21 protein-coding genes and 5 pseudogenes are annotated in these 23329 nt (G+C 69.6%); 17 read left to right on the forward strand and 9 right to left on the reverse strand.

Annotated features, from left to right (window positions below):
• Positions 1-5 precede the first annotated feature (5 nt).
• From ACQ86J_RS33715 to ACQ86J_RS33770, 12 genes and pseudogenes are all read left to right on the forward strand, one after another.
• A complete protein-coding gene (locus ACQ86J_RS33715; protein WP_431268936.1) occupies positions 6-1055 on the forward strand; it encodes an NADH:flavin oxidoreductase in 1050 nt (349 codons plus the stop codon).
• 35 nt (positions 1056-1090) lie between these two features.
• A complete protein-coding gene (locus ACQ86J_RS33720) occupies positions 1091-1960 on the forward strand; it encodes an NAD(P)/FAD-dependent oxidoreductase (RefSeq protein ID WP_431268937.1) in 870 nt (289 codons plus the stop codon).
• Complete coding sequence (locus ACQ86J_RS33725) at positions 1957-2742, forward strand: N-acyl homoserine lactonase family protein (protein ID WP_431268938.1); 786 nt, start codon at positions 1957-1959, stop codon at positions 2740-2742. Before ACQ86J_RS33720 ends, ACQ86J_RS33725 begins: the two co-directional genes overlap by 4 nt.
• On the forward strand, positions 2739-3707 hold the full coding sequence (locus ACQ86J_RS33730) for a tripartite tricarboxylate transporter substrate binding protein (RefSeq protein WP_431268939.1): 969 nt from the start codon (positions 2739-2741) through the stop codon (positions 3705-3707). Before ACQ86J_RS33725 ends, ACQ86J_RS33730 begins: the two co-directional genes overlap by 4 nt.
• Before the next feature lie 15 nt (positions 3708-3722).
• Positions 3723-5137, forward strand: a pseudogene (gene leuC / locus ACQ86J_RS33735) (3-isopropylmalate dehydratase large subunit).
• Between the two features lie 3 nt (positions 5138-5140).
• Positions 5141-5743 (forward strand): 3-isopropylmalate dehydratase small subunit, encoded by a 603-nt coding sequence (gene leuD, locus ACQ86J_RS33740; protein WP_431268940.1) that lies wholly within the window; start codon positions 5141-5143, stop codon positions 5741-5743.
• Positions 5740-6093: an isocitrate/isopropylmalate family dehydrogenase gene (locus tag ACQ86J_RS33745; RefSeq protein ID WP_431268941.1), complete on the forward strand. Its 354-nt coding sequence runs from the start codon at positions 5740-5742 to the stop codon at positions 6091-6093. The genes leuD and ACQ86J_RS33745 overlap by 4 nt, the downstream gene beginning before the upstream one ends.
• Positions 6006-6824, forward strand: a complete 819-nt coding sequence (gene leuB, locus ACQ86J_RS33750; protein WP_431268942.1) for a 3-isopropylmalate dehydrogenase — start codon at positions 6006-6008, stop codon at positions 6822-6824. Before ACQ86J_RS33745 ends, leuB begins: the two co-directional genes overlap by 88 nt.
• A 2-nt stretch (positions 6825-6826) precedes the next feature.
• Positions 6827-7191 (forward strand): annotated as a pseudogene (locus ACQ86J_RS33755) (tripartite tricarboxylate transporter substrate-binding protein); the annotation flags it as partial.
• A 96-nt stretch (positions 7192-7287) separates the two neighbouring features.
• A complete protein-coding gene (locus ACQ86J_RS33760; RefSeq protein ID WP_431272628.1) occupies positions 7288-7803 on the forward strand; it encodes a Bug family tripartite tricarboxylate transporter substrate binding protein in 516 nt (171 codons plus the stop codon).
• 94 nt (positions 7804-7897) lie between these two features.
• A pseudogene (gene ettA / locus ACQ86J_RS33765) lies at positions 7898-9578 on the forward strand (energy-dependent translational throttle protein EttA).
• Between the two features lie 41 nt (positions 9579-9619).
• Positions 9620-10126: a GNAT family N-acetyltransferase gene (locus ACQ86J_RS33770; protein WP_431272629.1), complete on the forward strand. Its 507-nt coding sequence runs from the start codon at positions 9620-9622 to the stop codon at positions 10124-10126.
• Here ACQ86J_RS33770 and ACQ86J_RS33775 read toward each other — a convergent pair.
• The 3 genes from ACQ86J_RS33775 to ACQ86J_RS33785 form a co-directional block, all read right to left on the reverse strand.
• Complete coding sequence (locus tag ACQ86J_RS33775; RefSeq protein WP_431268943.1) at positions 10074-11114, reverse strand: Bug family tripartite tricarboxylate transporter substrate binding protein; 1041 nt, start codon at positions 11112-11114, stop codon at positions 10074-10076. The two genes, ACQ86J_RS33770 and ACQ86J_RS33775, sit on opposite strands and share 53 nt — an antisense overlap.
• A 288-nt stretch (positions 11115-11402) precedes the next feature.
• On the reverse strand, positions 11403-12035 hold the full coding sequence (locus ACQ86J_RS33780; RefSeq protein WP_431268944.1) for an MlaC/ttg2D family ABC transporter substrate-binding protein: 633 nt from the start codon (positions 12033-12035) through the stop codon (positions 11403-11405).
• 19 nt (positions 12036-12054) lie between these two features.
• On the reverse strand, positions 12055-12900 hold the full coding sequence (locus ACQ86J_RS33785) for an MlaA family lipoprotein (protein WP_431268945.1): 846 nt from the start codon (positions 12898-12900) through the stop codon (positions 12055-12057).
• 189 nt (positions 12901-13089) lie between these two features.
• Between ACQ86J_RS33785 and metF the strand changes: the two are divergent.
• A pseudogene (gene metF / locus ACQ86J_RS33790) lies at positions 13090-14070 on the forward strand (methylenetetrahydrofolate reductase [NAD(P)H]).
• Between the two features lie 58 nt (positions 14071-14128).
• On the opposite strand, the gene ACQ86J_RS33795 reads toward metF, so the two are convergent.
• The gene (locus tag ACQ86J_RS33795; protein ID WP_431268946.1) at positions 14129-15100 is read right to left on the reverse strand and encodes a Bug family tripartite tricarboxylate transporter substrate binding protein; all 972 of its coding nucleotides are present in this window, start codon (positions 15098-15100) and stop codon (positions 14129-14131) included.
• 115 nt (positions 15101-15215) lie between these two features.
• Between ACQ86J_RS33795 and ACQ86J_RS33800 the strand changes: the two genes are divergently transcribed.
• Positions 15216-16016, forward strand: coding sequence for a phytanoyl-CoA dioxygenase family protein (locus tag ACQ86J_RS33800; RefSeq protein WP_431268947.1), 801 nt, complete (start codon positions 15216-15218; stop codon positions 16014-16016).
• Between the two features lie 3 nt (positions 16017-16019).
• On the opposite strand, the gene ACQ86J_RS33805 is transcribed toward ACQ86J_RS33800, so the two are convergent.
• Both ACQ86J_RS33805 and ACQ86J_RS33810 read right to left on the reverse strand, forming a co-directional pair.
• The gene (locus tag ACQ86J_RS33805) at positions 16020-16661 is read right to left on the reverse strand and encodes a 2-hydroxychromene-2-carboxylate isomerase (protein WP_431268948.1); all 642 of its coding nucleotides are present in this window, start codon (positions 16659-16661) and stop codon (positions 16020-16022) included.
• Complete coding sequence (locus tag ACQ86J_RS33810; protein ID WP_431268949.1) at positions 16658-17602, reverse strand: hypothetical protein; 945 nt, start codon at positions 17600-17602, stop codon at positions 16658-16660. The genes ACQ86J_RS33805 and ACQ86J_RS33810 overlap by 4 nt, the downstream gene beginning before the upstream one ends.
• 57 nt (positions 17603-17659) lie before the next feature.
• Here ACQ86J_RS33810 and ACQ86J_RS33815 point away from each other — a divergent pair, with 57 nt between their 5' ends.
• From ACQ86J_RS33815 to ACQ86J_RS33825, 3 genes and pseudogenes are all read left to right on the forward strand, one after another.
• A complete protein-coding gene (locus ACQ86J_RS33815; protein WP_431268950.1) occupies positions 17660-18154 on the forward strand; it encodes a pentapeptide repeat-containing protein in 495 nt (164 codons plus the stop codon).
• A pseudogene (locus tag ACQ86J_RS33820) lies at positions 18151-20365 on the forward strand (ATP-dependent helicase). The gene ACQ86J_RS33815 and the pseudogene ACQ86J_RS33820 overlap by 4 nt, the downstream one beginning before the upstream one ends.
• Positions 20365-21333 (forward strand): 50S ribosomal protein L11 methyltransferase, encoded by a 969-nt coding sequence (locus ACQ86J_RS33825; protein ID WP_431268951.1) that lies wholly within the window; start codon positions 20365-20367, stop codon positions 21331-21333. Before ACQ86J_RS33820 ends, ACQ86J_RS33825 begins: the two are co-directional and overlap by 1 nt.
• A 126-nt stretch (positions 21334-21459) precedes the next feature.
• Here the strand turns inward: ACQ86J_RS33825 and ACQ86J_RS33830 are convergent, their stop codons facing one another.
• From ACQ86J_RS33830 to ACQ86J_RS33840, 3 genes are all read right to left on the reverse strand, one after another.
• Positions 21460-21786 carry a hypothetical protein gene (locus tag ACQ86J_RS33830; RefSeq protein ID WP_431268952.1) on the reverse strand — a complete coding sequence of 109 codons (327 nt, stop codon included), beginning with the start codon at positions 21784-21786 and terminating at the stop codon, positions 21460-21462.
• Positions 21720-22652, reverse strand: a complete 933-nt coding sequence (locus tag ACQ86J_RS33835; RefSeq protein WP_431268953.1) for an MFS transporter — start codon at positions 22650-22652, stop codon at positions 21720-21722. Before ACQ86J_RS33835 ends, ACQ86J_RS33830 begins: the two co-directional genes overlap by 67 nt.
• Before the next feature lie 129 nt (positions 22653-22781).
• A complete protein-coding gene (locus ACQ86J_RS33840) occupies positions 22782-23120 on the reverse strand; it encodes a DUF1127 domain-containing protein (protein WP_431268954.1) in 339 nt (112 codons plus the stop codon).
• Positions 23121-23329: the final 209 nt, after the last annotated feature.

A 23329-nucleotide genomic window follows, 5' to 3' on the forward strand; every position in this document is an offset into this window, starting at 1 on the left:
TGCAGGTGGAGAGCCTGCTCGCCCAGCCGGGGATGATCGGCCCGCTGCGGCTGAAGAACCGGCTGATCATGGCGCCGATGGGCACCAATTTCGGCACCAGCGACGGGCTCTCCACCGAGCGCGACCGGCACTACTATGCGCTGCGCGCCGAGGGCGGCGTGGCGGCCATCGTCACCGAGGCGATGGCCGTCTCAGAGGGCGGGCGGGCGCACAACAACAGCCTCTGGATCTACCACGACCGCTTCATCCCTGGCCTGGCGCGGCTGGTCCAGGCGATCAAGGCGCATGATTGCCTGACCATCGGCCAGCTCAACCACCGCGGCGCGCTGCTGCGGCGGATGGTCCTGAACATGGAGCCGGTGGGGCCTTCGCCCTGGCGCAACCCCAACACGGGCGACGAGGTCCGGGCGCTGGACCGGGCCGAGATCGTGGCGATCCAGAAGGATTTCGTCGCTGCGGCGCGCCGGCTGTGGCAGGCCGGCTACGACGCCGTCGAGTTGCATGCGGCGAATGGCTACCTGTTCCAGCAGTTCCTGACGCCGCGCATCAATCGCCGCACCGACGACTATGGCGGCAGCATCGGCAACCGCGCCCGGCTGCTGCTGGAGACGGTGCATCGGGTGAAGGACGCGCTGCCCGATTTCCCGCTTTGGGTCCGGCTGTCCTGCACGGAATACTGCGAGGACGGCTACCCCAGCGAGGATGTGGTGGCGGTGGCCAAGCTGCTGGAGGAAGCGGGCGTCGCGGCGCTCGACCTGTCCGGCGGCACGAATGAAAGCCCGGCGCTGTCGCGCTTCTGCATCCAGCCTCCCTCCATGCCAAGGCGCGCGCTCGAGCCGCATGCGCGGCCGATCAAGGCGGCGGTCGGCATTCCGACCATCCTCGCCGGCCGCATCATCACGCCGGCGGATGCCGAGGGCGTGCTGGCCGACGGCAGCGCCGATTTCATCTCGCTGGGGCGGGCGCTGACGGCCGATGCCTTCTGGCCGAAGAAGGCGATATCGGGGAGACGATCCGCGCCTGCATCTCCTGCAACGTCTGCTTCGAGCGGCTGACGCTCGAGAAGGACGTCGCCTGCGTCGTCAACCCGATGCTGGGCACGGAATTCGAAGAGCCGGCCCTGTCCGAGCCGCGGCGCAAGGCGGCAAGGCCGCTGCGTGTCCTGGTGCTGGGTGCCGGCATCGCCGGGATGGAGGCGGCGCGCATGGCCGCCTCCTGCGGCCACCAGGTCGAGATCTGGGAGAAGGCGGCACGACCCGGTGGGCAGATCCATCTGGCGGTGGCCGCCCCCGACAAGGAGGAGGTCCGTCCGGTCTGGGATTACCGCTGGAAGCGGATGACGACGCTGGGCGTCGCGCTTCGCTGCGGCATGGACGCGACCGCGACGATGATACGCGCACATCGCCCCGACCACGTCGTGGTGGCGACCGGCGCGCGGCCGCGGCCCCTGTTGCTGGAAGGCGCCTCGCCGCTGCAGGCCTGGGACGTCATCGCCGATCCGTCGCAGGTGCCGGAAGGCGCCCGCGTCGCCATCATCGGCGGCGGCATCGTCGGGCTCGAGGTGGCCGATATCCTCGCCCTGCGCGGCTGCCGCATGACGGTGCTGGAGGCGCTGCCGGCGCTGGCGCCGAACATGGCGCGCAACAACCGCACCGACCTGCTGATCCGCCTGGACGCGGCGGGCGTTGCCTTCCACACCGGCGCCCGGGTGCGGCGCTTGGCCGGTACGCGGCTGGAGTTCAGTGTGCAGAACGCGCCGCACGCGATCGATGTGGACCTGGTCATCGCTGCCATCGGCGCCGTCGCCAACCGCGACGTGCTGCCGGCGGTCGAGGGTGCCGAGGTGCCCTTCACCCTGGTCGGCGATGCCAACCATCCCGGCGATTTCCTCTCCGTCCTCCGCGACGCTTCCATGGCCGGCCTGGCCCTCGGCCTGCCCAGCGAAAGCCTCCCCGCATGACCTATGAGCTGTTCGCCCTGCGCTACGCTCGCCGCGATGCCAAGCGGCAGGAGCATTTCATCGGCGGCGACCCGCATGACGCGCTGATGCCGATGGACTACTTCGTCTGGGCCGCGGTCGGCGGAGGGAAAGCCTGGATCATCGACACCGGCTTCACCGCCGAGGTCGCGGCGCGGCGCAAGCGGGAATACCTGCGCTGCCCAGTCGAGGGGCTGCGGCTGTTGGGCATCGACCCCGACGCGATCGAGAACGTCATCATCAGCCACATGCATTACGACCATGTCGGCAGCTTCCACAAGTTCAAGCGCGCCCGCTTCCATCTGCAGGAGGAGGAGATGCGCTACGCCACCGGCCGCTACATGTGCCACCACAAGCTGCGCCATTCCTTCGAGTTCGAGGATGTCGCCGGCATCGTCCGCATGACCTTCGCCGACCGCGTGGTCTTCCATGACGGCGATGCGGGATTGGCGCCGGGCATCAAGGTGCATGCCTGCGGCGGGCATTCCATGGGGCTGCAATGCGTGACGGTGGAGACCGCGCGCGGGCTGGTCGTGCTCGCCTCCGACGTCACCCATTTCTACGAGAACCTGGAGGCGAAGCGGCCCTTCACCACCGCCTTCCATGTCGGCAACATGCTGGAAGGCTTCGACAAGCTCAAGCGGCTGGCGCCAAGCCCGAAGCACATCGTCCCCGGACACGACCCGCTGGTGATGCAGCGCTATCCCGCGGTGCCGGGGCTGGAAGGCATCGCCGTGCGGCTCGACGTGGAACCGACTGCATGAGGCGCCGCGGACTGCTGCTCGGCGCCCTGGCGGCGCCAGCGATCGCCCGGGCGCAGGCGCGGCCCGTGAAGATCGTCGTGCCCTTCCCGCCGGGTGGCGCGGCCGACATCACCGCCCGGCTGTTGGCGGAGCAGATGGCGCCGCTGCTGAATCAGCCGGTGGTGATCGAGAACCGGCCTGGCGCCGGCGGCAACATCGCCGCCGAGGCTGTGGCGCGCAGCGCGCCCGATGGCGGCACAGTTTTCCTCGGCGGCGCGACGATCTTCTGCGCCAACCGCTATCTCTATCGCAGCAGCATGCCCTTCGATGCGCTCCGCGACTTCGCGCATATCTCGCGCGTCTCGATCGGCACCACGCTGCTGGTGACACGCGCCGACCGACCCTGGCGGGACTTCGGCCAGTTCGTCGCCGCGGCGAAGGCGGCGCCGGGCCGGCTTTCGGCCGGGAACTCGGGCTGGGGCACCATCAGTAACCTGACCATCGCCAAGCTCTGTAAGGCGGCCGGCATCGAGATCGGCCAGGTGCCATATCGCGGCCTGGCGCCGGGCATCAACGACCTGCTGGCCGGCAACCTCGACCTGCTCTTCGATGGCCTGCCCGCTATCGTCCCGCATGTGCGGGAAGGCCGGCTGCGGGCGCTGGCGGTTGGCAGCGCGAAGCGCGTCACCTATGTCCCGGGGATCGAGGACGTTCCCGGCATGGCCGAGCTGATCCCCGGGACCGACATGGACATGGCCTTCTGGTACTGCCTCTCCGCCCCCGCCGGTACGCCCGCCGAGCTGGTGACACGGTTCCATCAGGCCACCATCGGCGCCGCTCGGTCCCCTGCCTATGCCGAGAAGCTGCTGCCGCTCGGCTTCACTGCCATCACTGATGACAGTCCGGCCGCACTCACCGAGCTCATCCGCCGCGAGGATGCGGTCTGGAAAGGCCTTGTTGAACTGTCCGGCGTCAGGCTGGACTGAGTCGAGGAACACACCATGGCGGACGCACCGCGCACGCTTTTCGAGAAGATCTGGTCGCGTCATCGGGTGATGGAGCGCGAGGATGGCCAGACGCTGCTCTATGTCGGGCGGCACTTGCTGCATGACGGTGGCGCCACCGCCTTCGACGTGCTGCGCAAGCGCGGACTGAAGCCGCGCGCGCCGGACCGCATCTTCGCCACGCCGGACCATTACGTCTCGACCTCGTCGCGGACTCTGGCCGAGATCGAGGATCCCCGCCACCGCGAGATGGTGGAGAAGCTGGCGCGCAACACCGCGGAGCACGGCATCCGCGAGATTCGGCCTGGGCGACCCCAACCAGGGCATCGTGCATGTCGTGGGGCCGGAGACCGGCCTTTCCCAGCCCGGACTGCTGCTGGTCTGCGGCGACAGCCATACCTCGACCCACGGCGCGCTCGGCGCCCTGGCCTTCGGCATCGGCAGCACCGAGGTCGCGCATGTGCTGGCAACCCAGACGCTGTGGCAGCGCAAGCCGAAGACGATGCGCATCACCGTGGAGGGGACGCTCGGGCCGCAGGTGACCGGCAAGGACGTGATACTGGCGATCATCGCGCAGATCGGCGCGGCGGGGGCGACCGGCCATGTGATCGAATATGCCGGCAGCGCCATCCGCGGCCTGTCGATGGAGGGCCGCCTCACGCTCTGCAACATGTCGATCGAGGCCGGCGGCCGCGCCGGCATGGTGGCGCCGGACGAGATCACCGTCGAATACCTGCGCGGCCGCCCCTATGCGCCGAAGGGGCGGAATGGGACCAGGCCGTCGCCCGCTGGCGCGCGCTGCCGAGCGACGAGGGCGCCGTCTTCGACACCGAGGTGGTGGTGGACGGCAATGCCATCCAGCCCATGGTCACCTGGGGCAACAGCCCGGAAGATGCGCTGCCGATCGGCGGCAGCATCCCCGACCCCGCCGCCGCCCCGGATGCCGAGCGCCGCGGCCAGATGGAACGGATGCTCGACTATATGGGTCTCGCCCCCGGCACGGCGCTGACCGATATCGCCATCGACCGCGTCTTCATCGGCAGCTGCACCAGTTCCCGCATCGAGGACCTGCGTGCGGCCGCCGCGGTGGCGAAGGGCCGCAAGGTGGCCGAGGGCGTCACCGCCTGGGTCGTCCCGGGCAGCGAGCCGGTGAAGCGCCAGGCGGAAGCCGAGGGGTTGCACGAGGTCTTCACCGCCGCCGGTTTCGACTGGCGGCAGCCCGGCTGTTCCATGTGCCTCGGCACCAATGGCGACATCGCCCAGCCGGGGAGCGCGTCGCCTCCACCTCCAACCGCAATTTCATGGGCCGCCAGGGCGCCGGCGCGCGGACACACCTGTTGAGCCCGGCCATGGCCGCGGCGGCGGCCGTCACCGGCCGCTTCGCCGATGTCCGCGCCCTGATGGAGGCCTGAGCCATGGAAGCCTTTCGCCAGCTGGATGCCGTGGCCGTGCCGCTGCCGCAGCCGAACATCGACACCGACCGCATCATCCCCGCCCGCTTCCTCTCCCGCCCGCGGGAGGTGAATCATGGCCAGTTCCTGTTCCATGATGCGCGGCTTTCGCCGGACGGGACGCAGGACCCGGACTTCCCGCTCAACCGGCCGGAATGGCAGCCGGCACGGATCGTCGTTGCCGGGCGCAATTTCGCCTGCGGCAGCTCGCGTGAGAGCGCCGTCTGGGCATTGTTCGATGCCGGCTTCCGCTGCGCCATCGCGCCCAGTTTCGGTGATATCTTCCGCAGCAACGGCACCAAGAACGGCCTGCTGCCGGTGGTGCTGCCGGCCGAGGTGGTCGAGAGCCTGATCGCCCAGCTCGAGGCCACGCCCGGCGCCCGGATCGCGGTCGACCTGCCGCTGCAGACGGTGACCTCGCCCGATGGCGGCGTACACCCCTTCGAGATCGACCCCTTCGCCAAGCATTGCCTGCTGCAGGGGCTCGACGATTTCGGCCTGACCGCGACCTATGAGGACGAGATCGCCGCCTTCGAACGCCGCTACGGGCGGGAGAATGCGCTGTGAGGATCGCTGTCCTCGCGGGCGACGGGATCGGCCCGGAAGTCACCGCCCAGGCGGTCAAGGCATTGCGCGCCATCGCCGCCAATAACGGCCCGCAATTCGAGATGGCGGAAGCGCCGATCGGCGATGCCGCCTATGACCGGCACGGCGACCCGCTGCCGCCCGCCACCGCCGAGCTGGCGGCCAAGGCGGACGCCATCCTGTTCGGCGCCGCCGGCACCTATGAAAGCGATCTGCGTCCCCCGAAGCACGTGGCGGCCATGGCTTGCTGCGGCTTCGCAAGCAGCTCGATCTCTTCGCCAACTTCCGCCCGGTCTTCGCCTTCCCCGAGCTCGTCGGCGCTTCCACCCTGAAGCGCGAGGCGATCGAGGGTGTCGACCTCGTCGTGCTGCGCGAGCTGACCTCCGACATCTATTTCGGCACGCCGCGCGGCCGCACCATCGATGCCGAGGGCCAGCGCAGCGCCTTCAATACCATGCGCTACTCGGAAGCCGAGATAGCCCGCGTGCTGCGAGCTGGCTTCGAGGCGGCACGAAAGCGTCGGAAGCAGCTCTGCTCGGTCGACAAGGCCAATGTGCTGGAGACCAGCGTCCTGTGGCGGGAAGTGGCGAACGAGGTGGCGCGGGACTACCCGGATGTCGCGCTGCGCCACGAATATGTCGATGCTGCAGCGATGCATCTGATCCGCCGGCCGCGCGACTTCGACGTCATCGTCACCGGCAACATCTTCGGCGACATCCTGTCCGATGCCGCGGCGATGCTGACCGGCTCGATCGGCATGCTGCCTTCGGCCTCGCTGAATGGGGAAGGGCGAGGGCTCTTCGAGCCGGTGCATGGCTCAGCGCCCGATATCGCCGGCAAGGACATGGCCAACCCACTTGCCTCCATCCTCTCGGCGGCCATGCTGCTGCGGCATTCCCTGAAGCTTGAGGCGGAGGCGGTGCTGGTCGAACGCGCCGTCCGCCAGGTCCTGGCCGAGGGCTATCGCACCGGCGACATCATGGAGGCCGGAGCGAACCGCCTCGGAACCGACTCCATGGGCGACGCGGTGGTCCGCGCCATTCTGGCGTTGAAGGGGAAATGACAATGGCAGCCACCACCCGTCGCGCCGTGCTTGGCCTGGCGCTTTCGGCGCCTGCCGCCCTTGCCCGCGCCCAGGGAACGGAGGATTGGCCGAATCGCCCGGTTCGGCTGATCGTCGCCTTCGCCGCCGGCGGGGCCGCCGATACCGCGGCCCGCACCGTCGGCCAGAAGCTGGGCGACATCCTCGGCCAGTCCGTGGTGATCGAGAACCGCACCGGCGGGAATGCCGTCATCGCCGCCAATGCGACGCTGCAATCGCCGCGGGACGGCTACACCTTCCTGGTCGATGCAGCGAACCAGTTGACCAACCCGCCGCTGATGAAGGACCTCGGCTTCGACTACCGCACCGCCTTCATCCCTGTGTCGCAGTTCTGCCAGTTCCCGCAGGTCATCGCGGTGAAGCGAGACTTCCCGGCGCGGACGATCCAGGATTCATCGCCATTGCCAGGGAACGGCCGAACAGTATCAGCTACGGCACCCCGCCGGCGGCCGGCATGGCGCATCTGGCCGGGGAGGTCTTCCAGAAGCAGGCCGGCATCAAGCTTATCCACACCCCCTATCGCGGCGGCGCCGACGCGGCGCGGGACATCGCCGCCGGCGTGGTGGACGCGGTACTGATCACCACCTCCTCGATCCGACCGCCCATGCAGGCCGGCCAGGCACGGGTGCTGGCGGTGACCAGCCCGCAGCGGGTGCCGACCCTGCCGGATGTCCCGACCCTCGCGGAAAGCGGCTTCCCCGGCTACGACATGAATGACTGGAACGGCGTCTTCGCCGCAGCCGGCACGCCGCAGCCGATCATCGACCGGCTGGCCGCTGCCATCGGGAAGGCTACGGCGGATGCCTCGGTGCGGCAACGGATGGATGCGGCCGGCGCCATCATGGTCGGCAACAGCCCGGCCGAGTTCGCCACCTGGCTCGCCGCCCAGCGGGTGATCTGCGAGCAGGTGATCCGGGAGGCCGGGATCACCCTGGGCTGACAGGGCAGGGGGCCGCCGGCCTCTGCCGCCTTGGCGCGGGGGGCCGCAGCGGCTATGAGGGGCGCCGAACCCCCGCCCGACAGGTTACCGCCCCATGGCCTCCTACCAGTACGCCTATGTGATGAAAGACCTCACCAAGTCCTACCCGGGCGGGCGTGAGGTCTTCAAAGGCATTACCCTGTCCTTCCTGCCGGATGTGAAGATCGGCGTGCTCGGCCCGAACGGCGCCGGCAAGTCGACCCTGATGCGCATCATGGCCGGGCAGGACAAGGAATTCGGTGGCGAGGCCTGGGCGGCGGAGGGCGTCCGCGTCGGCTACCTGTCGCAGGAGCCGCATCTCGAGCCCGACCTGACCGTCGGCGAGAACGTCATGCTCGCCTTCAAGGACATGAAGGGGTACCTCGACCGCTTCAACGAGATTTCGATGAAGTTCGGCGAGGAGATGACCGACGACGAGATGAACGCCCTGTTGTCGGAGCAGGCCGACCTGCAGGAGAAGATCGATGCCGGCAATGGCTGGGAGATCGACCGCACGGTCGAGATCGCGCTCGACGCGCTGCGCTGCCCGCCGGCCGACAGCCCGGTGACCAATCTCTCCGGCGGTGAGCGGCGCCGCGTTGCGCTCTGCAAGCTGCTGCTCGAGAAGCCGGAGATGCTGCTGCTCGACGAGCCGACCAACCACCTCGACGCCGAGAGCGTCTCCTGGCTTGAGACCACGCTGCGTGACTATGTCGGCGCGGTGCTGATCGTCACCCACGACCGCTACTTCCTCGACAACGTCACCAACTGGATCCTTGAGGTCGATCGCGGCCGAGGCATCCCCTATCAGGGCAACTACTCCGCCTACCTCGAGCAGAAGCGCAAGCGTCTGGCGCAGGAAGAGAAGGAGGAAAGCTCCCGCCAGCGGCAGCTCGCCGAGGAGCAGGAATGGATCGGCCGCAGCCCGGCCGCCCGGCAAGCCAAGTCGAAGGCGCGTATCTCGAAATACGAGGACCTGCTGGCCAAGAGCCTCGAGAAGGCGCCCGACCCGACCGAAATCCAGATCCCGCCCGCGCCGCGCCTCGGCAACACGGTCATCGTCGCCGACCAGCTCCGCAAGGGCTTCGGCAACCGGCTGCTGATCGACGACCTGTCCTTCAAGCTGCCGCCCGGCGGCATCGTCGGCGTGATCGGCCCGAACGGCGCCGGCAAGACCACGCTGTTCAAGATGATCACCGGGGTCGACAAGCCGGATTCGGGCACGCTCGTCGTCGGCGAGAGCGTCCAGCTCGGCTATGTCGACCAGAGCCGCGACAGCCTCGACGACAAGAAGACCGTCTGGCAGGAAATCTCGGACGGCATGGACCAGATCACCATGGGCAAGCGCAGCGTTGCCCAGCCGGGCCTATTGCGCCGCCTTCAACTTCAAGGGCGGCGACCAGCAGAAGCCAGTCGGCGTGCTCTCGGGCGGCGAGCGCAATCGCGTCCACTTGGCGAAGATGCTGAAGCGTCCGCACAACGTGCTGCTGCTCGACGAGCCGACCAACGACCTCGATGTCGACACGCTGCGCGCGCTGGAAGAGGCGCTGCAGGACTTCGCCGGCTGCGCCGTCATCATCTCGCACGACCGCTGGTTCCTCGATCGCCTGGCGACACATATCCTGGCCTTCGAGGGCGACAGCCATGTCGAGTGGTTCGAGGGCAACTTCCAGGCCTACGAAGCCGACAAGCGCCGCCGCCTGGGCGCCGCGGCCGACCAGCCGCACCGCATCAAGTACCGACCGCTGACCCGCTAGGGCGACGCGTTCGCGGCATGCGGCACGCGCTGCCCATCCCGATGCCCGGGCGGCTGGTCCGCACCGAGCGGCTCACCCTGGTGCCGCCGGGCAAGGAGAACCTGCCCGACCTGATCCGGCTGAAGACGGATGCGAGGGTCTTCGAGCTGATGCTGCATGGCGTCCGCTCGGAGGACCGCGTGCGGGACAAGCTCGAGGACGATATCGAGTTCTGGCAGGTGCGCGGCTACGGCACTTGGTGCGTCTGGTTGACCGGAACGGGCGAGTTCCTCGGCATTGCCGGGCTGATGGAGCGGCCGGATGGCCGCGGCGTGGCGCTGCGCTTTGCGCTCTGGCCGGAATGCCGCGGGAAGGGCTATGCGCGGGAAGCGGCGAAGGCGGGCCTTGATTTCGGCCATCGCGCCGGGCTGGACCGCATCATCGCGGTGGCCTGGGTGGAGAACCTAGCGTCCCGCGCTGTCCTGCAGGATATCGGCATGGTCGAATGCGATGCCTTCACCTACCGCGAGCGGCGGATGATCGTCTACGAAAGCCGCAGCAGGGCCTGACCTCGGTCAGGGCTGCAGCCGGACCCCGGTTTGCTCGACGATCTTCTGGTAGGTCGCATATTCCCGCACCATGAAGGCAGCGCGCCGCGGCCAGGTCGTTCGGCCCGTCCGGCGGCTCATGCCCGGCGGTCAGCATGCGGTCCCTGACGATCGGCTCGGCCAGCGTCCGCACCAGCGCGCGGTTCAGCGCCTCCGCCACCCGCGGCGGCAGGCCGGCCGGGGCGATCAGCAGAAAATAGCCGCCATTGTCGAAGCCCGGCACGCCGAGTTCCCCGAGCGTTGGGATGTCCGGATAAAGCGGGAAGCGACGGTCGCCGACCATGGCGATGCCGCGGATCTTGCCATCGCGCATCAGCGGCGTGGCGGAGGCGAGGGCGGCGATGCCGGATTGCGACTCCCCCGTCATGATCGACTGCACCATCTGGGCGCCGCTGCGGTAGGGCACATGGACGTAGCGGGTCCCAAAGGCCTGGGCGAGCATCTCCGCCCGCAGGTGCAGCACCCCGCCGACGCCGGAACTCGCATAGGTCAGCTGGTCGGGCGCGGCGCGGCGCAGCGTCTCCAGCACCTCTGCTGGGGTGCGGCCGGGCAGGCTTTCGGTCACCACCAGCACGCCGGGTGGGGTGCTGACGATCCCGATATGGGTGAAGTCGGTGACGGGGTCGTAGCGGGTGCCGCCGATCATCGCGGCCGGTGCGGCGGCCGAGGCGCCGGTTTCCGTCACCATGATCGTGTAGCCGTCGGCCGGCTGGCGCTTCAGCCATTCGGTGGCGATGACGCCGGCTGCGCCCGGTCGGTTGTCCACCACGATCCGTGCCTCCGACCCCATATACGAAGGCATCCGGTCGGCTAGGATGCGGGCGGCGATGTCGGTGCTGCCGCCCGGCGCGTAGCCGGTGACCAGGGTGATCGGGCGGTCGGGGAAGGCGCCTGCCGCAACCGGGACCAAGGCGGCGAGCAAGGCGAAGGCAAGGCTCCGGCGGCGCATGGCGGCTTTCCTCCCGTGCGGTCTTGCTCGGACCCGGCGGGACACCCAGAGAGGGTGTCGCGGGACGGCGTTTCCCCATGGGTAGGGTAACCAGAGGGCCCGCATCGCTGAAGCGGAAAGCAGCACCCGCCAATATGTGTCAGGCACCTCCACCGATGGATCGCCAGGCCGTCACCACCGCACTTCCAAGATCCGCCATTGCGGCGACGCCCCGCCCGCGCCGCGGTGTCGGCATCGGGCGGTGCGGTGCAGGGCGGGCCGGTTCGCTTTGGCCGGCCGCAGGCAGGCTCAGCGGGCGCCCTGTTCCCGGGCGGCAAGCTGCTGGATCTGCCGCTTCATCGCCGCGAGGAGGGCAGCCACCGAGCCGTTGTTCTGCTGGATCACCGCGGAATACTCGCTGCGCTGGGTCAGCCGAAGCGAGGTGCCCTCGGCGATCACGTCCACCACCTTGGGCTGACCGCCGACTTCGCCGACCCGCCAGTCGAGCGCGAAGGGCGCGCTGTTCGGCCGCTCGATGATGGTGTTGACCAGCACGTCGTCCTCGGTCCGCTGCTGGCTGCGGCCGAGCGAGAAGCGCACGCCCTGGTACTCGCCGAAGCGGGCCGAGAGGTTGCAGATCAGCGTCTCCTCGAACAGCTTGACGTATTCCGCCTGTTCCTGGGGCGTCGCCTGACGCCACCAGCGGCCCAGGATGAAACGGCCGACGCCTTCAATATCCACTGCCTTCCGCAGCACCGCGGCGACCCGCAACCGGCGGGTGGCAAGATCGGAGCGGGTGTCGTTGATGGCGGCCACCAAGTCCTGGCCGGTGGTCTGGATGAAGCTGGCGGCGCGGCCGATATCCTGCTGCGCCAAGGCGCGGCCAACGAAGGGCAAGCCGAGGCCGGCGCCCAAGAGCAGGCGGCGGGGAAGTGCGGTCATTCGGGTCTCTCCAAATCGGTCAGCGCGGCAGCGGGGTGCCAGGCGGCGGCGGCCGGACGCCGGTACCGACGCCATACCCCGTCGCACCGGCTGCGGAGGGCGCCGAGCCGTCGTTGGTGTTGCGGATTTCGGCGTTGCGGCGCTGGCGATAGGCGCTGCGCAGCGTCGCGTAAGGGTCGAGCGACTCGGTGTTGACGATGTCGATCACCTCGATGAGCGACTCTCTGGTATCAACCACGGACATGCCGGCCCGGGTGCCGGTCAGGACGTCGACCGTGACGCCCTGGCCGACCCAGGTCAGCGGATCGCTCGCGATGCCAAGGCCGAAGCCTGCGAGGTCGCGCGGATTGGACGGGCCGAGGACCGGGATGAACAAATAGGCACCCTCACCGACTCCCCAGACCGCCAGGGTCTGGCCGTAGTCTTCGGAATGCCCTTTGACACCGAACTGGCTGCTGGCGACATCGAAGAGTCCGCCGAGACCTAACGTGGAGTTGATAAGAAAGCGGCCAAGCGTGTCGCCAGCGCGGCGCGGCTCGCCTTGCAACATATCGTTCGCCAGGATCACCGGGGTGCGCAAGTTGCCGAGCACATTGCGGATGCCGGTGCGGACCGGCTGCGGCACCACGTCGCGATAGGCGACCGCCACTGGACGCAGGATCACGCGGTCGATCCCCTGGTGCACCGCGAACATGGTGCGGTTGAAGGGCTCGATCGGGTCGTTGGTCTGCTTGAACTCGGCGACCTCGTCCGGGTCGTTCGGATCGGGGCGGGCGGCACAGCCGGCCAGGATCGCCAGCGCCAACAGCGCGACGGTGCAGCGGGGCACGCTGGAGCGGAACCGGGATCTCATGGTCAGGCGCATTGGCGGCAGGGCCCTTTTGCGTTAAGGTAACGCAATATTTTGGCACGGTGAACCGCGGAAGGTGGGTCAACCTCCCGCCATCTACCGCGACCCCACGGCCATTATGACCGTTGGAGATTTGCTGCAACGCCACAAACTGTATCGGGTGCCCCGCTTGCGAAGACGTTGATCGGTGGCCTAGGGGAAACCATGGACCAGACCTTGACCGAACCGGCCGACCGGCGCCTTCCGGATGCCACGCGCGGCACGCTGCAGCGCTGGCTGACCGGGCCGCGTGTCGATGGCTTGCCGCAGCTCGCCGCCCTGCCGGCCCCGGCGCTGTCCTTCGGAATTCTTCCCGCCCAAGACCGACGCGCTGGAGACCCAGCTCTGGTCCTGTATCCGGCGGCTCGAGCCGCTGGCGCCCCGCTTCGTCTCAGTCACCTATGGCGCCGGCGGAACCACCCAGGCGCGGACCCATGCGACGCTGTCGCGGATCGTGCAGGAAACTTCCCTGACTCCGGCGGCGCACCTGACCTGCGTCGGTGCGGCGCGCGGGAGGTGGACGACGTGGCCAGGGCCTATTGGGCCGCCGGGGTGCGGCACATCGTGGCGCTGCGTGGCGACCCGCCGGCCGGGGCCGAGCGCTACGAGGCGCATCCAGAAGGCTATGCCTATGCCGCCGACCTGGTCGCCGGCCTGGCCCGGATCGCGCCATTCGAGATCAGCGTTGCTGCCTACCCGGAAACGCACCCGACCGCGCTCTCGGCCGACCATGATCTCGACAACCTGAAGCGGAAGATCGATGCCGGGGCGACCCGGGCGATCACCCAGTACTTTTTCGACAGCGACGTCTTCTTGCGCTTCCTCGACCGTTGCCTGGCGGCCGGCATCACCGTGCCGATCGTCCCCGGCATCATGCCGGTCTCGAACTTCACCCAGATGAAGAAGTTTTCCGCCATGTGCGGCGCCGGCGTGCCGGACTGGATGGGCCGGCTTTTCGAGGGGCTGGAGGACGACGTCGAAACTCGCCGCATGGTGGCGACTGTGGTGGCGGCTGAGCAGGTACGGCTGCTGCAGGCAAATGGCGTGGACGAGTTCCACTTCTATACGCTGAACCGCCCCGACCTGGTCTTCGCCATTGCCCATATCCTGGGCGCGCGGCCAAGACCGGCGGCTGATCCGGCCTGATCTCCGGTAGAACTCGGCGGCCTGCGCGGCCGGCGGCGCCCGGCAGGAGCGCGGCGGGCTATTCGACCTTGATCCCTTCGGCCAGGATCAACGCGCCCATGCGGGTCCGCTGGTCGTGGAAGAAGGCGGCGAACTCCGCGGGGCTGCTGCCGACCGGGATCATGCCGATCTCGCCAAGCCGCTTCACCGCATTGGGGTCGCGCATGCCAGCCTGCGCGGCCTCCGCCAGTCGGGCGATGACAGGCGCCGGCGTCCCGGCGGGGGCGTAGAAGCCGAGCCAGTCGGCCACGTCGAAATCGGGATAGCCCTGTTCCTGCACCGTCGGGATGTCCGGCAGGTTGGGCAGCCGCTGGGCGATGCTGACGGCCAGGCCGCGCAGCCGGCCCTCATGGATCAGCGGCGTCGCCGAGGGCAGGGTGGAAAAGACGAATTCGGCATCCCCCGCCAGGATGCCGGCGATCGAGGCGGCGCCGCCGCGGTAAGAGACATGGTTGGCGGTGACGCCCGCGCGCCGCAGCAGCAGCGCCGGCGCTAGATGCGTCGCGGTGCCGACGCCCGAGGAGGCATAGGGAATCTGCCCCGGCGCTGCCCGCAGCCGCTCGATCAGCGCCGGCAGGTCGCGCGAGGGGTGGTCGGCCCGCACCACGCAGACCAGCGGCGAGCGGACCATCTGGCTGATCGGCGTCAATTGCTTGGCGAAATCATAGGGCAGGCTCGGAATCAACAAGTGGTTGACCGAGCCACCGGCGGTATCGGCCAGCGTGGTGTAACCATCGGGCGCGGCTTGGGCGACGACCCCGGCGCCGACCGAGCCGCTGGCACCGGCGCGGTTCTCCAGCACCAGTGGCTGGCCGAGCACCTGCTGCATCGCCGGGGCGGCCAGCCGCATCGGAATGTCGGCCCCACCGCCGGGTGGCCAGGAAATGACGACACGGACCGGGCGGCTCGGCCAATCGGATTGTGCCCGCGCGGCGAGAGGTGCGGCGAGGGCGGCGGCGATCAGCGGTCGGCGGCCGAACCGGTGCGTCATGCTTTCCTCCGTGGTCTTTGCCGCATCCTGCCCGCCCGGCCGCCGTTGGGAAAGCCTTTGGTCCACCGCGGCCAGGGCTTAGGATGCGCGGAACGTCCAGGAAGGGAGACAAAACATGCGCCTGTCAGAGGACCAGGTTCGCCAGTTTCGAGAGGAAGGCTGGCTGTTCCTGCCGGAGACCTTCTCGGCCGAGGAAGTCGCCGTGCTGCGCGAGGAGGCCGAGGCGATCTACGCCGCCAACCGGCCGGAGATCTGGCGCGAGAAGTCCGGCGCGCCGCGCACCGCCTTCGCCGCGCATACCTACAACGAGGCTTTCCGCCTGCTGGGCGCGCATCCGCGGCTGGTCGAGCCGATCGAGCAGCTCTTTGGCGAGCAGCTCTACATGCACCAGTTCAAGATCAATGCGAAGGCGGCCTTCACCGGCGATGTCTGGCAGTGGCACCAGGACTACGGCACCTGGCTGCGTGACGACGGCATGCCGGAGCCGCGCGCCATGAACATCGCGGTCTTCCTCGATGAGGTGATGCCGATCAACGGGCCGCTGATGCTGATCCCGCGCAGCCAGGCGCATGGCAACCTCGACGCCTCGCACGACCTCGGCACCACCTCCTACCCGCTCTGGACGCTGGACGACGCGGTGGTGACCAAGCTGGTGCAGGAAGGCGGGATCGTCGCGCCGACCGGCAAGCCGGGCGGGGTGTTGATGTTCCACGGCAACCTGGTGCATGGCTCGGCGCCGAACATCACGCCCTATCCGCGGAAGATCGTCTACCTGACGCTCAACGCGGTCTCGAACCACATCCGCAAGCCGACCCGGCCGGAATGGATAGCACATACCGATTTCGCGCCGATCCAGCCGGTGCCGGACGACGCGTTGACCCAGTATGCGCGACGGTACAAGCAGGCGGCGGAATAGGCGCTATCGCTTCCGCTCGACCGCGGCGGGTATGGTGGCGAGCCGCGCCATCTCCCCGCGGTCGAACAGGCCGGGGTCGGCAAGATAGGCCTCGGCCATCGGCAGGGCGTCGGCGCCCCAGGATTTCTCCTTGCCGATGCGCAGCGTCGGCACGCCGAAGACGCCGGCCGCCGTCGCCGCCTCGGTGGTCGCGCGCAGCGCCGCCTTGGCGTCCTGCGCCGCGACCAGCCCGGCGTAATCCGCCACGCCCAGCCGGCCGCAAAGCGCGGCGAATTCCTGCGGCTCGCTGGCATCGCGTCCCTCCCGCCAGATGAATTCGAAGGCCGTCCGCACCGCCGCCGGCGTGGCGCAGAGCGCGGTCAGCAGCCGTTGCACCTCCAGCGAGCGGAAAGGGTGGCGGGACGGATAGCGCAGCGGCAGGCCGGCGGCCTCCGCCATGAACTGGCTCAGCCGATAGGTGTGCAGCCGCTTCGGCGGCAGCTCCGCCGGGCCGATGCTGCCCCAATGCGCCAGCACCGCGCCGAGCACCACGGGCGCCAGGGTGACCGGCCGCCGCGCCGCCAGCGCCTCGATCCGCGGCAGGGCGATCCAGGCGAAGGGGGAGACGGTGTCGAAATACCAGGTGATGGTGGTCCCGCCGGTCATCCGCCGCCTCCCTGTCCGTCCCGTACCCGGGCATAGACCGGCCGCAGCAGGAAGGGCGAGAGAAACATCGGCACCTGGCCGAGCGCGAAAAACAGCAGCACGCCCGGATCGGCGGCAGCCGGCAGCACTGCCAGGAACAGCGCCTGATTGCGGTTGCCCGCCAGCATCCCGGACGAGAGCGCGAGGTTGCGCCCGAGCGGCCAGAGCACGGCCGCGGTCAGGGCGTTGAGCCCAAGATTACCGGCCATGGCCAGCGCCACGCCGCCAAGTACCCAGAGCGGATCGGCCAGCAGCCGCGCCTGCACGCCATGCATCACCCCGAAGGCGAAGACGACGAGGATCAGCACCACGCTGCCATCCAGCGCCGTCCCGGCCCGCGCCAGCCGCGCCGGTCCCAGCGCAGCGCGCAACCCCCAGGCCAGCAGCGCCGGCAGCCCGACGATCAACAGCAGGCGCAGCATCAGGCCGGGGACGGTGATGGCGAGGTCGAGCCCGAGCAGCCCGAGGGCCAGCGGGGGCGCGGTGAAGGGCAGCAACAACGTGGTCAGCACCGAGACCACCAGGCTGATCTCCGCATCCAGCCCGACCAGCCGGGCGAAGGCCGGGGCGGAGACGGCGGCGCAGGCGGCCGCCCCCAGCACCAGCCCGGTGCCAAGCGGTCCGTCGAGCCCGGCCGCCCGGGTCGCCGCGAAGGCGACCAGCGGGCAGGCGACCAGCACCCAGGCCGAGAGGCCAAGCACGAGCAATGGGCGCCGCAGCCAGGCGACCACCTGCGCCGGGTCGATGCGCAGCAGCACCAGCGTCATCAGCAGAGCGACGGCGGGCGTGACCAGCGGCCGCAGCGCGGCAGCCAGCGGGGCGGAGGCGACCCCAAGGAAGATGCTGGCCGCCAGCAGGGCGGTGCCATGCCGGGCCGGCCAGCCGATGAGGCGCAGAAGCAAGGGCAGGGGTCGCCGTGACGGTTGGAGGAGTTCGCTTCCCGTTCTATATCGGCCGGTGTGCGCACACCATTCCTGCTCCTCCCCCTGCTGCTCCTGCACCTCGCGCCGGCCAAGGCGGCGCAATGCGCTGCGCAGGCGCAGCCCGGCATCGACTGGCGACGCTGCCTGCTGGAGGCGCGCGACCTCCGGAAGGCCGACCTGACCGGGGCGGTGCTGCGCGACGCCTCGCTGTCGAACAGCGACTTGCGCGGCGCGACGCTGCGCGGCGTGGTCGGCTACAGCGTCCGCTTCGTGGCGGCCGACCTGCGCGGTGCCGACCTGACCGAGGCGAAGCTGCTGCGGGCCGACATGACGCGCGCCAACCTGTCTGGGGCCCGGCTGGTCGGGGCGGATCTCCGCCGTATCCGCTTCTTCCGCGCCGACCTGCGCGGCGCCGACCTCACCGCCGCGCGGCTCGAGGGCGCCGACCTGCTGCATGCTCAGTTGGAGGGCGCGCGCTGGACCGATGGGACGCGGCTCTGCGCCGCCGGCTCGGTCGGGGCCTGCCGATGAGCGGCGGCATGGCGGCGGCGCCGGACTACCTGGCCCGGCTGAATGCCGAGCAGCGCGAGGCGGTCGAGACGCTCGACGGCCCGCTGCTGGTCCTGGCCGGCGCCGGCACTGGCAAGACCCGGGTGCTGACCACCCGCTTTGCCCACCTGCTGATGACCCAGCGCGCCTTCCCGGGTCAGGTGCTCTCGGTCACCTTCACCAACAAGGCGGCGCGGGAGATGCGGGAGCGCGTCTCGGCGATCCTCGGCCGGCCGGCGGAGGGGCTCTGGCTCGGTACCTTCCACGCGCTCTGCGCCCGGATGTTGCGGCGGCATGCCGAGCTGGTCGGGTTGACCAGCGGCTTCACCATCCTCGACACCGACGACCAGATGCGGCTGCTGAAGCAGGTGATGGACGCCGCGGGCATCGACCTGAAGCGCTGGCCGGCGCAGGGGCTGATGGCGCAGGTGCAGCGCTGGAAGGACCGCGGCATCGCGCCGGACCGGGTGACGCCGGCCGAGGACACCGACTATGCCGGCGGCCGGGCGCGGGCGCTCTACGCCGCCTACCAGTCCCGGCTGCGCGACCTCAACTGCGCCGATTTCGGCGACCTGATGCTGCACATGGTGGAGATCCTGCGCGGCCATCCGGAGGTGCTGGCCGACTGGCACCGCCGCTTCCGCTACATCCTGGTGGACGAGTACCAGGACACCAACCTGGTGCAGTATCTCTGGCTGCGGCTCTTGGCCCAGGGCCACAAGAACATCTGCTGCGTCGGTGACGACGACCAGTCGATCTATTCCTGGCGCGGCGCCGAGATCGAGAACATCCTGCGCTTCGAGAAGGATTTCCCGAACGCCCGGGTGGTGCGGCTGGAAAGCAACTATCGCTCGACCAAGCCGATCCTCGGCGCTGCGAGCGGGCTGATCGCCCATAACAGCGGCCGGCTCGGCAAGACGCTGCGGACCGGGCGCAACGACGCCGATGGCGACAAGGTGCGCGTGGTCTCGCTCTGGGACTCCGAGGAGGAGGCCCGCATGGTCGGCGAGCGGATCGAGGGCGGCGCAGCGCAGCGGCCATCCGCTGGCCGAGATCGCCATCCTGGTCCGTGCCGGCTTCCAGACCCGCGCCTTCGAAGAAAGGCTGATCACCCTCGGCGTGCCCTACAAGGTGGTCGGCGGGCTGAAATTCTACGAGCGGGCCGAGATCCGCGACGCCATGGCGTACTTGCGCGTGCTGGCCCAGCCGGCCGACGACCTCGCCTTCGAGCGCATCGTCAATACGCCGAAGCGCGGGCTCGGCGACACCGCGCTGCGGAAGATGCACGAGATCGCCCGGGCCGAGCGCATCCCGCTGACCATGGCCGCGGCCAAGCTGGTCCAGGGCGGCGGCATGACCGGGAAGGCCAGGATGGCGCTTTCCGAGCTGCTGCACGGCTTCGCCCGCTGGCGCGAGGGCCTGGCGCGCGAGGGCCATGTGGTGGTCGCCGCAACGCTGCTCGACGAGAGCGGCTACACCGACATGTGGAAGCAGGACAAGTCGCCCGAGGCGCCCGGCCGGCTCGACAACCTGAAGGAGTTCATCCGCGCCCTCGGCGAGTTCGAGACCCTGGCCGGCTTCCTGGAACACGTCGCCCTGGTGATGGAGACCGACGAGAACGCCCAGGGCGACCGGCTGTCCCTGATGACGCTGCATGCCGCCAAGGGCTTGGAATTCGACATGGTCTTCCTGCCGGGCTGGGAGGAGGGCCTCTTCCCGCACAGCCGGGCGATGGAGGAGGGCGGGGAGAAAGGGCTCGAGGAGGAGCGCCGCCTCGCCTATGTCGGCCTGACCCGCGCCCGCAAGCAGGCCATCGTCAGCGCCGCCGCCAATCGCCGGATCTACGGAAACTGGTCGAGCTCGATTCCCTCCCGCTTCCTCGACGAGTTACCGGCCGAGCATATCCAGCGCGAGGGCAGCACCGGCATGGCGCGCAACCGCGTGGTGGACATGCCCTCCGTCTTCACCGGTGCGGGTGGGCTGATGGCCCGCAAGCCCCGCACCATCGAGGCCGGCGCCTGGGAGGTGCAGGCGCGGCCGGCACATGCCGAGCCGCTGCAGGTCGGCGACCGAGTTTTCCACAAGAAATTCGGCTATGGCACGGTCACCGCCGTCGACGACAACCGGGTTGACGTGGATTTCGAGAAGTCCGACCCCAAGCGGGTGATGGACAGCTTTCTGGAGCGTGCCTGATGCAGCCGTCCGACGACCGCCGCGCCGAAGACCGTGACGCGCAGGACGGGCCGGCGAGCGGGGGGCATGAATGGCCGACGCCGCTTTCCCGACGCCGCACGGAGCCTCTGGAACTGCTGGCGATCGAGGGCCTGCCCGAGGAAGCCGTGCCGGGCTTCGAGGCAGCACTGCAGACGGTCTGCGTCACCGTCGCCTACTTCCGCGACGAGCCGACCGACACCTGGCGGGTCGAGGGCGTGCGCGAGGCGGGCTGGGGGGACGACCAGCTGGCCGGCGCACTGGCACTGGCGGCCGCGGTTGGCGGGATCGAGTTGCCGGCGCTGGAGGTCGGCCCGATCGAGGCTGATGGCTGGCTAGCCCGCACCATCGAAAGCTTCTCGGGATTCCCGATCGGCCGCTTCCTCATCCGGCCGACCCATGTTCCGAATCCGTTGGTCCATGGCCGCACCGTGCTGCGGCTCGACGCCGGACTGGCCTTCGGCAGCGGCGAGCATGCCTCTACCCAGGGCTGCCTGATGGCCTTCGACGCCATCGCACACCGCAAGCCGCGGCGGGTGCTGGACCTCGGTACCGGCTCGGCCATCCTGGCGCTGGCCGCGGCGAAGCGGCTGCACCGGCCGGTGCTGGCGACGGATATCGAGCCATGGTCGGTCCGCGTCGCCGCCGAGAATGCCGTGTTGAACGGCGTCCAGCGCTTCGTCGCAGCGCGGTTGGCGGATGGCTGGCGGCACCGGGTGGTGAAGGCCGGGCGCTACGACCTCGTCTTCGCCAATATCCTGGCGCGGCCGCTCTGTTCCATGGCGCATGACCTCGCGGCGCATCTGACGCCGCGGGGCACCGCGATCCTGGCAGGGCTGCTTGGCACCCAGGTCCGCATGGTGCTGGCGGCGCATCGGCGGCAGGGGCTCTGGCTGGAACGGCGGATCGATGTCGGGCCCTGGAGCACGCTGGTCCTTCGGCGCGCCTAGTGTCCCATTTCCGAAGTTCGTCGCCAGTGGCGGCGCCCTTCGGGTTGCGCCACGAGGCTTTGTTGTCAGTGGCCTGCTGGTCCGCTCCGTTCGCCGGCAGTGGCGACGAACTTCGAGGGCAGGACGCTAGGCCACCGCGACCCGCGGCGCCCGCACCATCCAGTTCATCACGCTGGCCGCAATCCCGACCACGATCATCACCGGCCAGAAGGCCTGGTAGCTGCCGGCCGTCTCCAGCAACACCGCCCCGGCCGCGGCGCCGAGAAAGCCGCCGACCTGGTGGCTGAGGAAGCAGACTCCATAGAGCGCGCCGAGGTCCACCACGCCGAAACGCTGCGAGATCGCCGCGCTGGTCAGCGGGATGGTGCCCAGCCAGACGAAGCCCATCACCGCGGCGAAGACGATCGTGCCGGCATAGCTCGGCGTGGCAAAGGCGAAGCAGGCGATCGCCACCGTCCGCACGGCATAGATGATCGCCAGCGCGCGCTCCGGCTGCATGAATTGCTGACCCGGCCGCAGAGCCAGCTGCCGGGGATGTTGAACAGCCCGACCGTCATCAGCGCCATCGCCCCTAGCCCGGCCGGCAAGCCGCAGATGGTCAGGTGGCTCGGCAGGTGCATGGTCAGGAAGGCGAGCTGAAAGCCGCAAGCGAAGAAACCTGCGGTCAGCAGCGCAAAGTCGCGGTCGGCCAGGGCCTTCCGTGCAAGGTCGGGCAGGCCGGCCAGGCCGGTCGCCTGGTGGCCCGGAACGCGCCTGGGCGCCTGCCATTCGATCGCGCGCGAGATCGGCAGGATCACCAGCAGGCTCAGCCCCAGGATGCCGAGGGTGGCAATGGCGCCGACCCCGCCGATCAGGCTCTGCGCCAGCGGCACCATCGCCGCCTGGCCGAGCGAGCCGCCGGCCGAGGCCAGGCCGATCATCTCGCCCCGGCGTTCCGGCGGGACCGCGCGGCCGACCGCGGCCAGCGCCGCGCCGGTGCCGCAGCAGGAGACACCCATGCCGGTGAGCAGCCCGATGCCGATCAGAATGGCTGGGGCCGATGTCCAGAGCGCCGGCAGGCCGACGCCGAGCGCCAGCAGCAGCGCGCCCGTCGCCATCACCTTCCCGGCGCCATGGCGGTCGGCAAGCGCGCCCGTCACTGGCTGCGACAGGCCCCAGACCAGGTTGTGGATGGCGACCGCAGTGCCGAGCACGGCAGGGGATATGCCCGCCTCGGCCGAGAGCGGCAGGAGGAAGAGGCCGAAGGTCTGCCGCATCCCCAGCGCCAGGCTGATGGACGCGGCGGCGGCGGCGACGGTGGTCCAGATGGCGGGGCGCATCCCGGCATGAGACGGGAGCGCCGCCTGGGCAACAAGCGCGCTTGGCGCCGACCCGCCATGCTTCGCCGTGATGTCTCGGCGGCGGGCTGCAGGAGAGGGGGCTGGCTTGGTGGCCGGCCCCGCCTGGCCTCAGGCTGGCTGCTGCGCTCCGATACGCGCTGGGCGGCGGGCCTGCGGCGCAGCCGCCTTGGGCTCGCCGAGCACGCGGTCGAAATCGCCGCGGGTCAGGCCGATATCGGCCAGTTCGCGGTCGGTGAGCGAGGCCAGCTCGGCCCTTAGACGGGCACGCTCGATCCAGCCGAACAGCGCGTCGCCGATCCGAGCGAGCAGATGCGTCACCCCGCGCAGCAGGCTGGTCTGGTAGGCCTCGCCGGCCGCGATCCGCTCAGCCACGGCGCGCTCGCGTTCGGGCGAGGAGGGCAAGGGGAGAAGGTAGGCAGATTCCGCCTGGATGAGACGGGCGTCCATTCGTTTGAATCCTGAAGAAATCCTGCCGGGGAGGCCCGGCGCCGGGGGCGGCCTCTCGCCGCCTTCGCATGCGCAACATAGGTACGGGGGCGCAGCGGAACGCGCGCGAAAGCGGCAGCGGAGCTATGCATCTAAATCATGTTCATCTGTGGATGCGTGCATTTTTGGTTTATCTCTGTTGACCTTTCGTCGGTCACCGAATCCGGCGA

It is taken from the genome of Dankookia sp. P2, from assembly GCF_050632255.1.
Classification (GTDB): Bacteria; Pseudomonadota; Alphaproteobacteria; order Acetobacterales; family Acetobacteraceae; genus Paracraurococcus.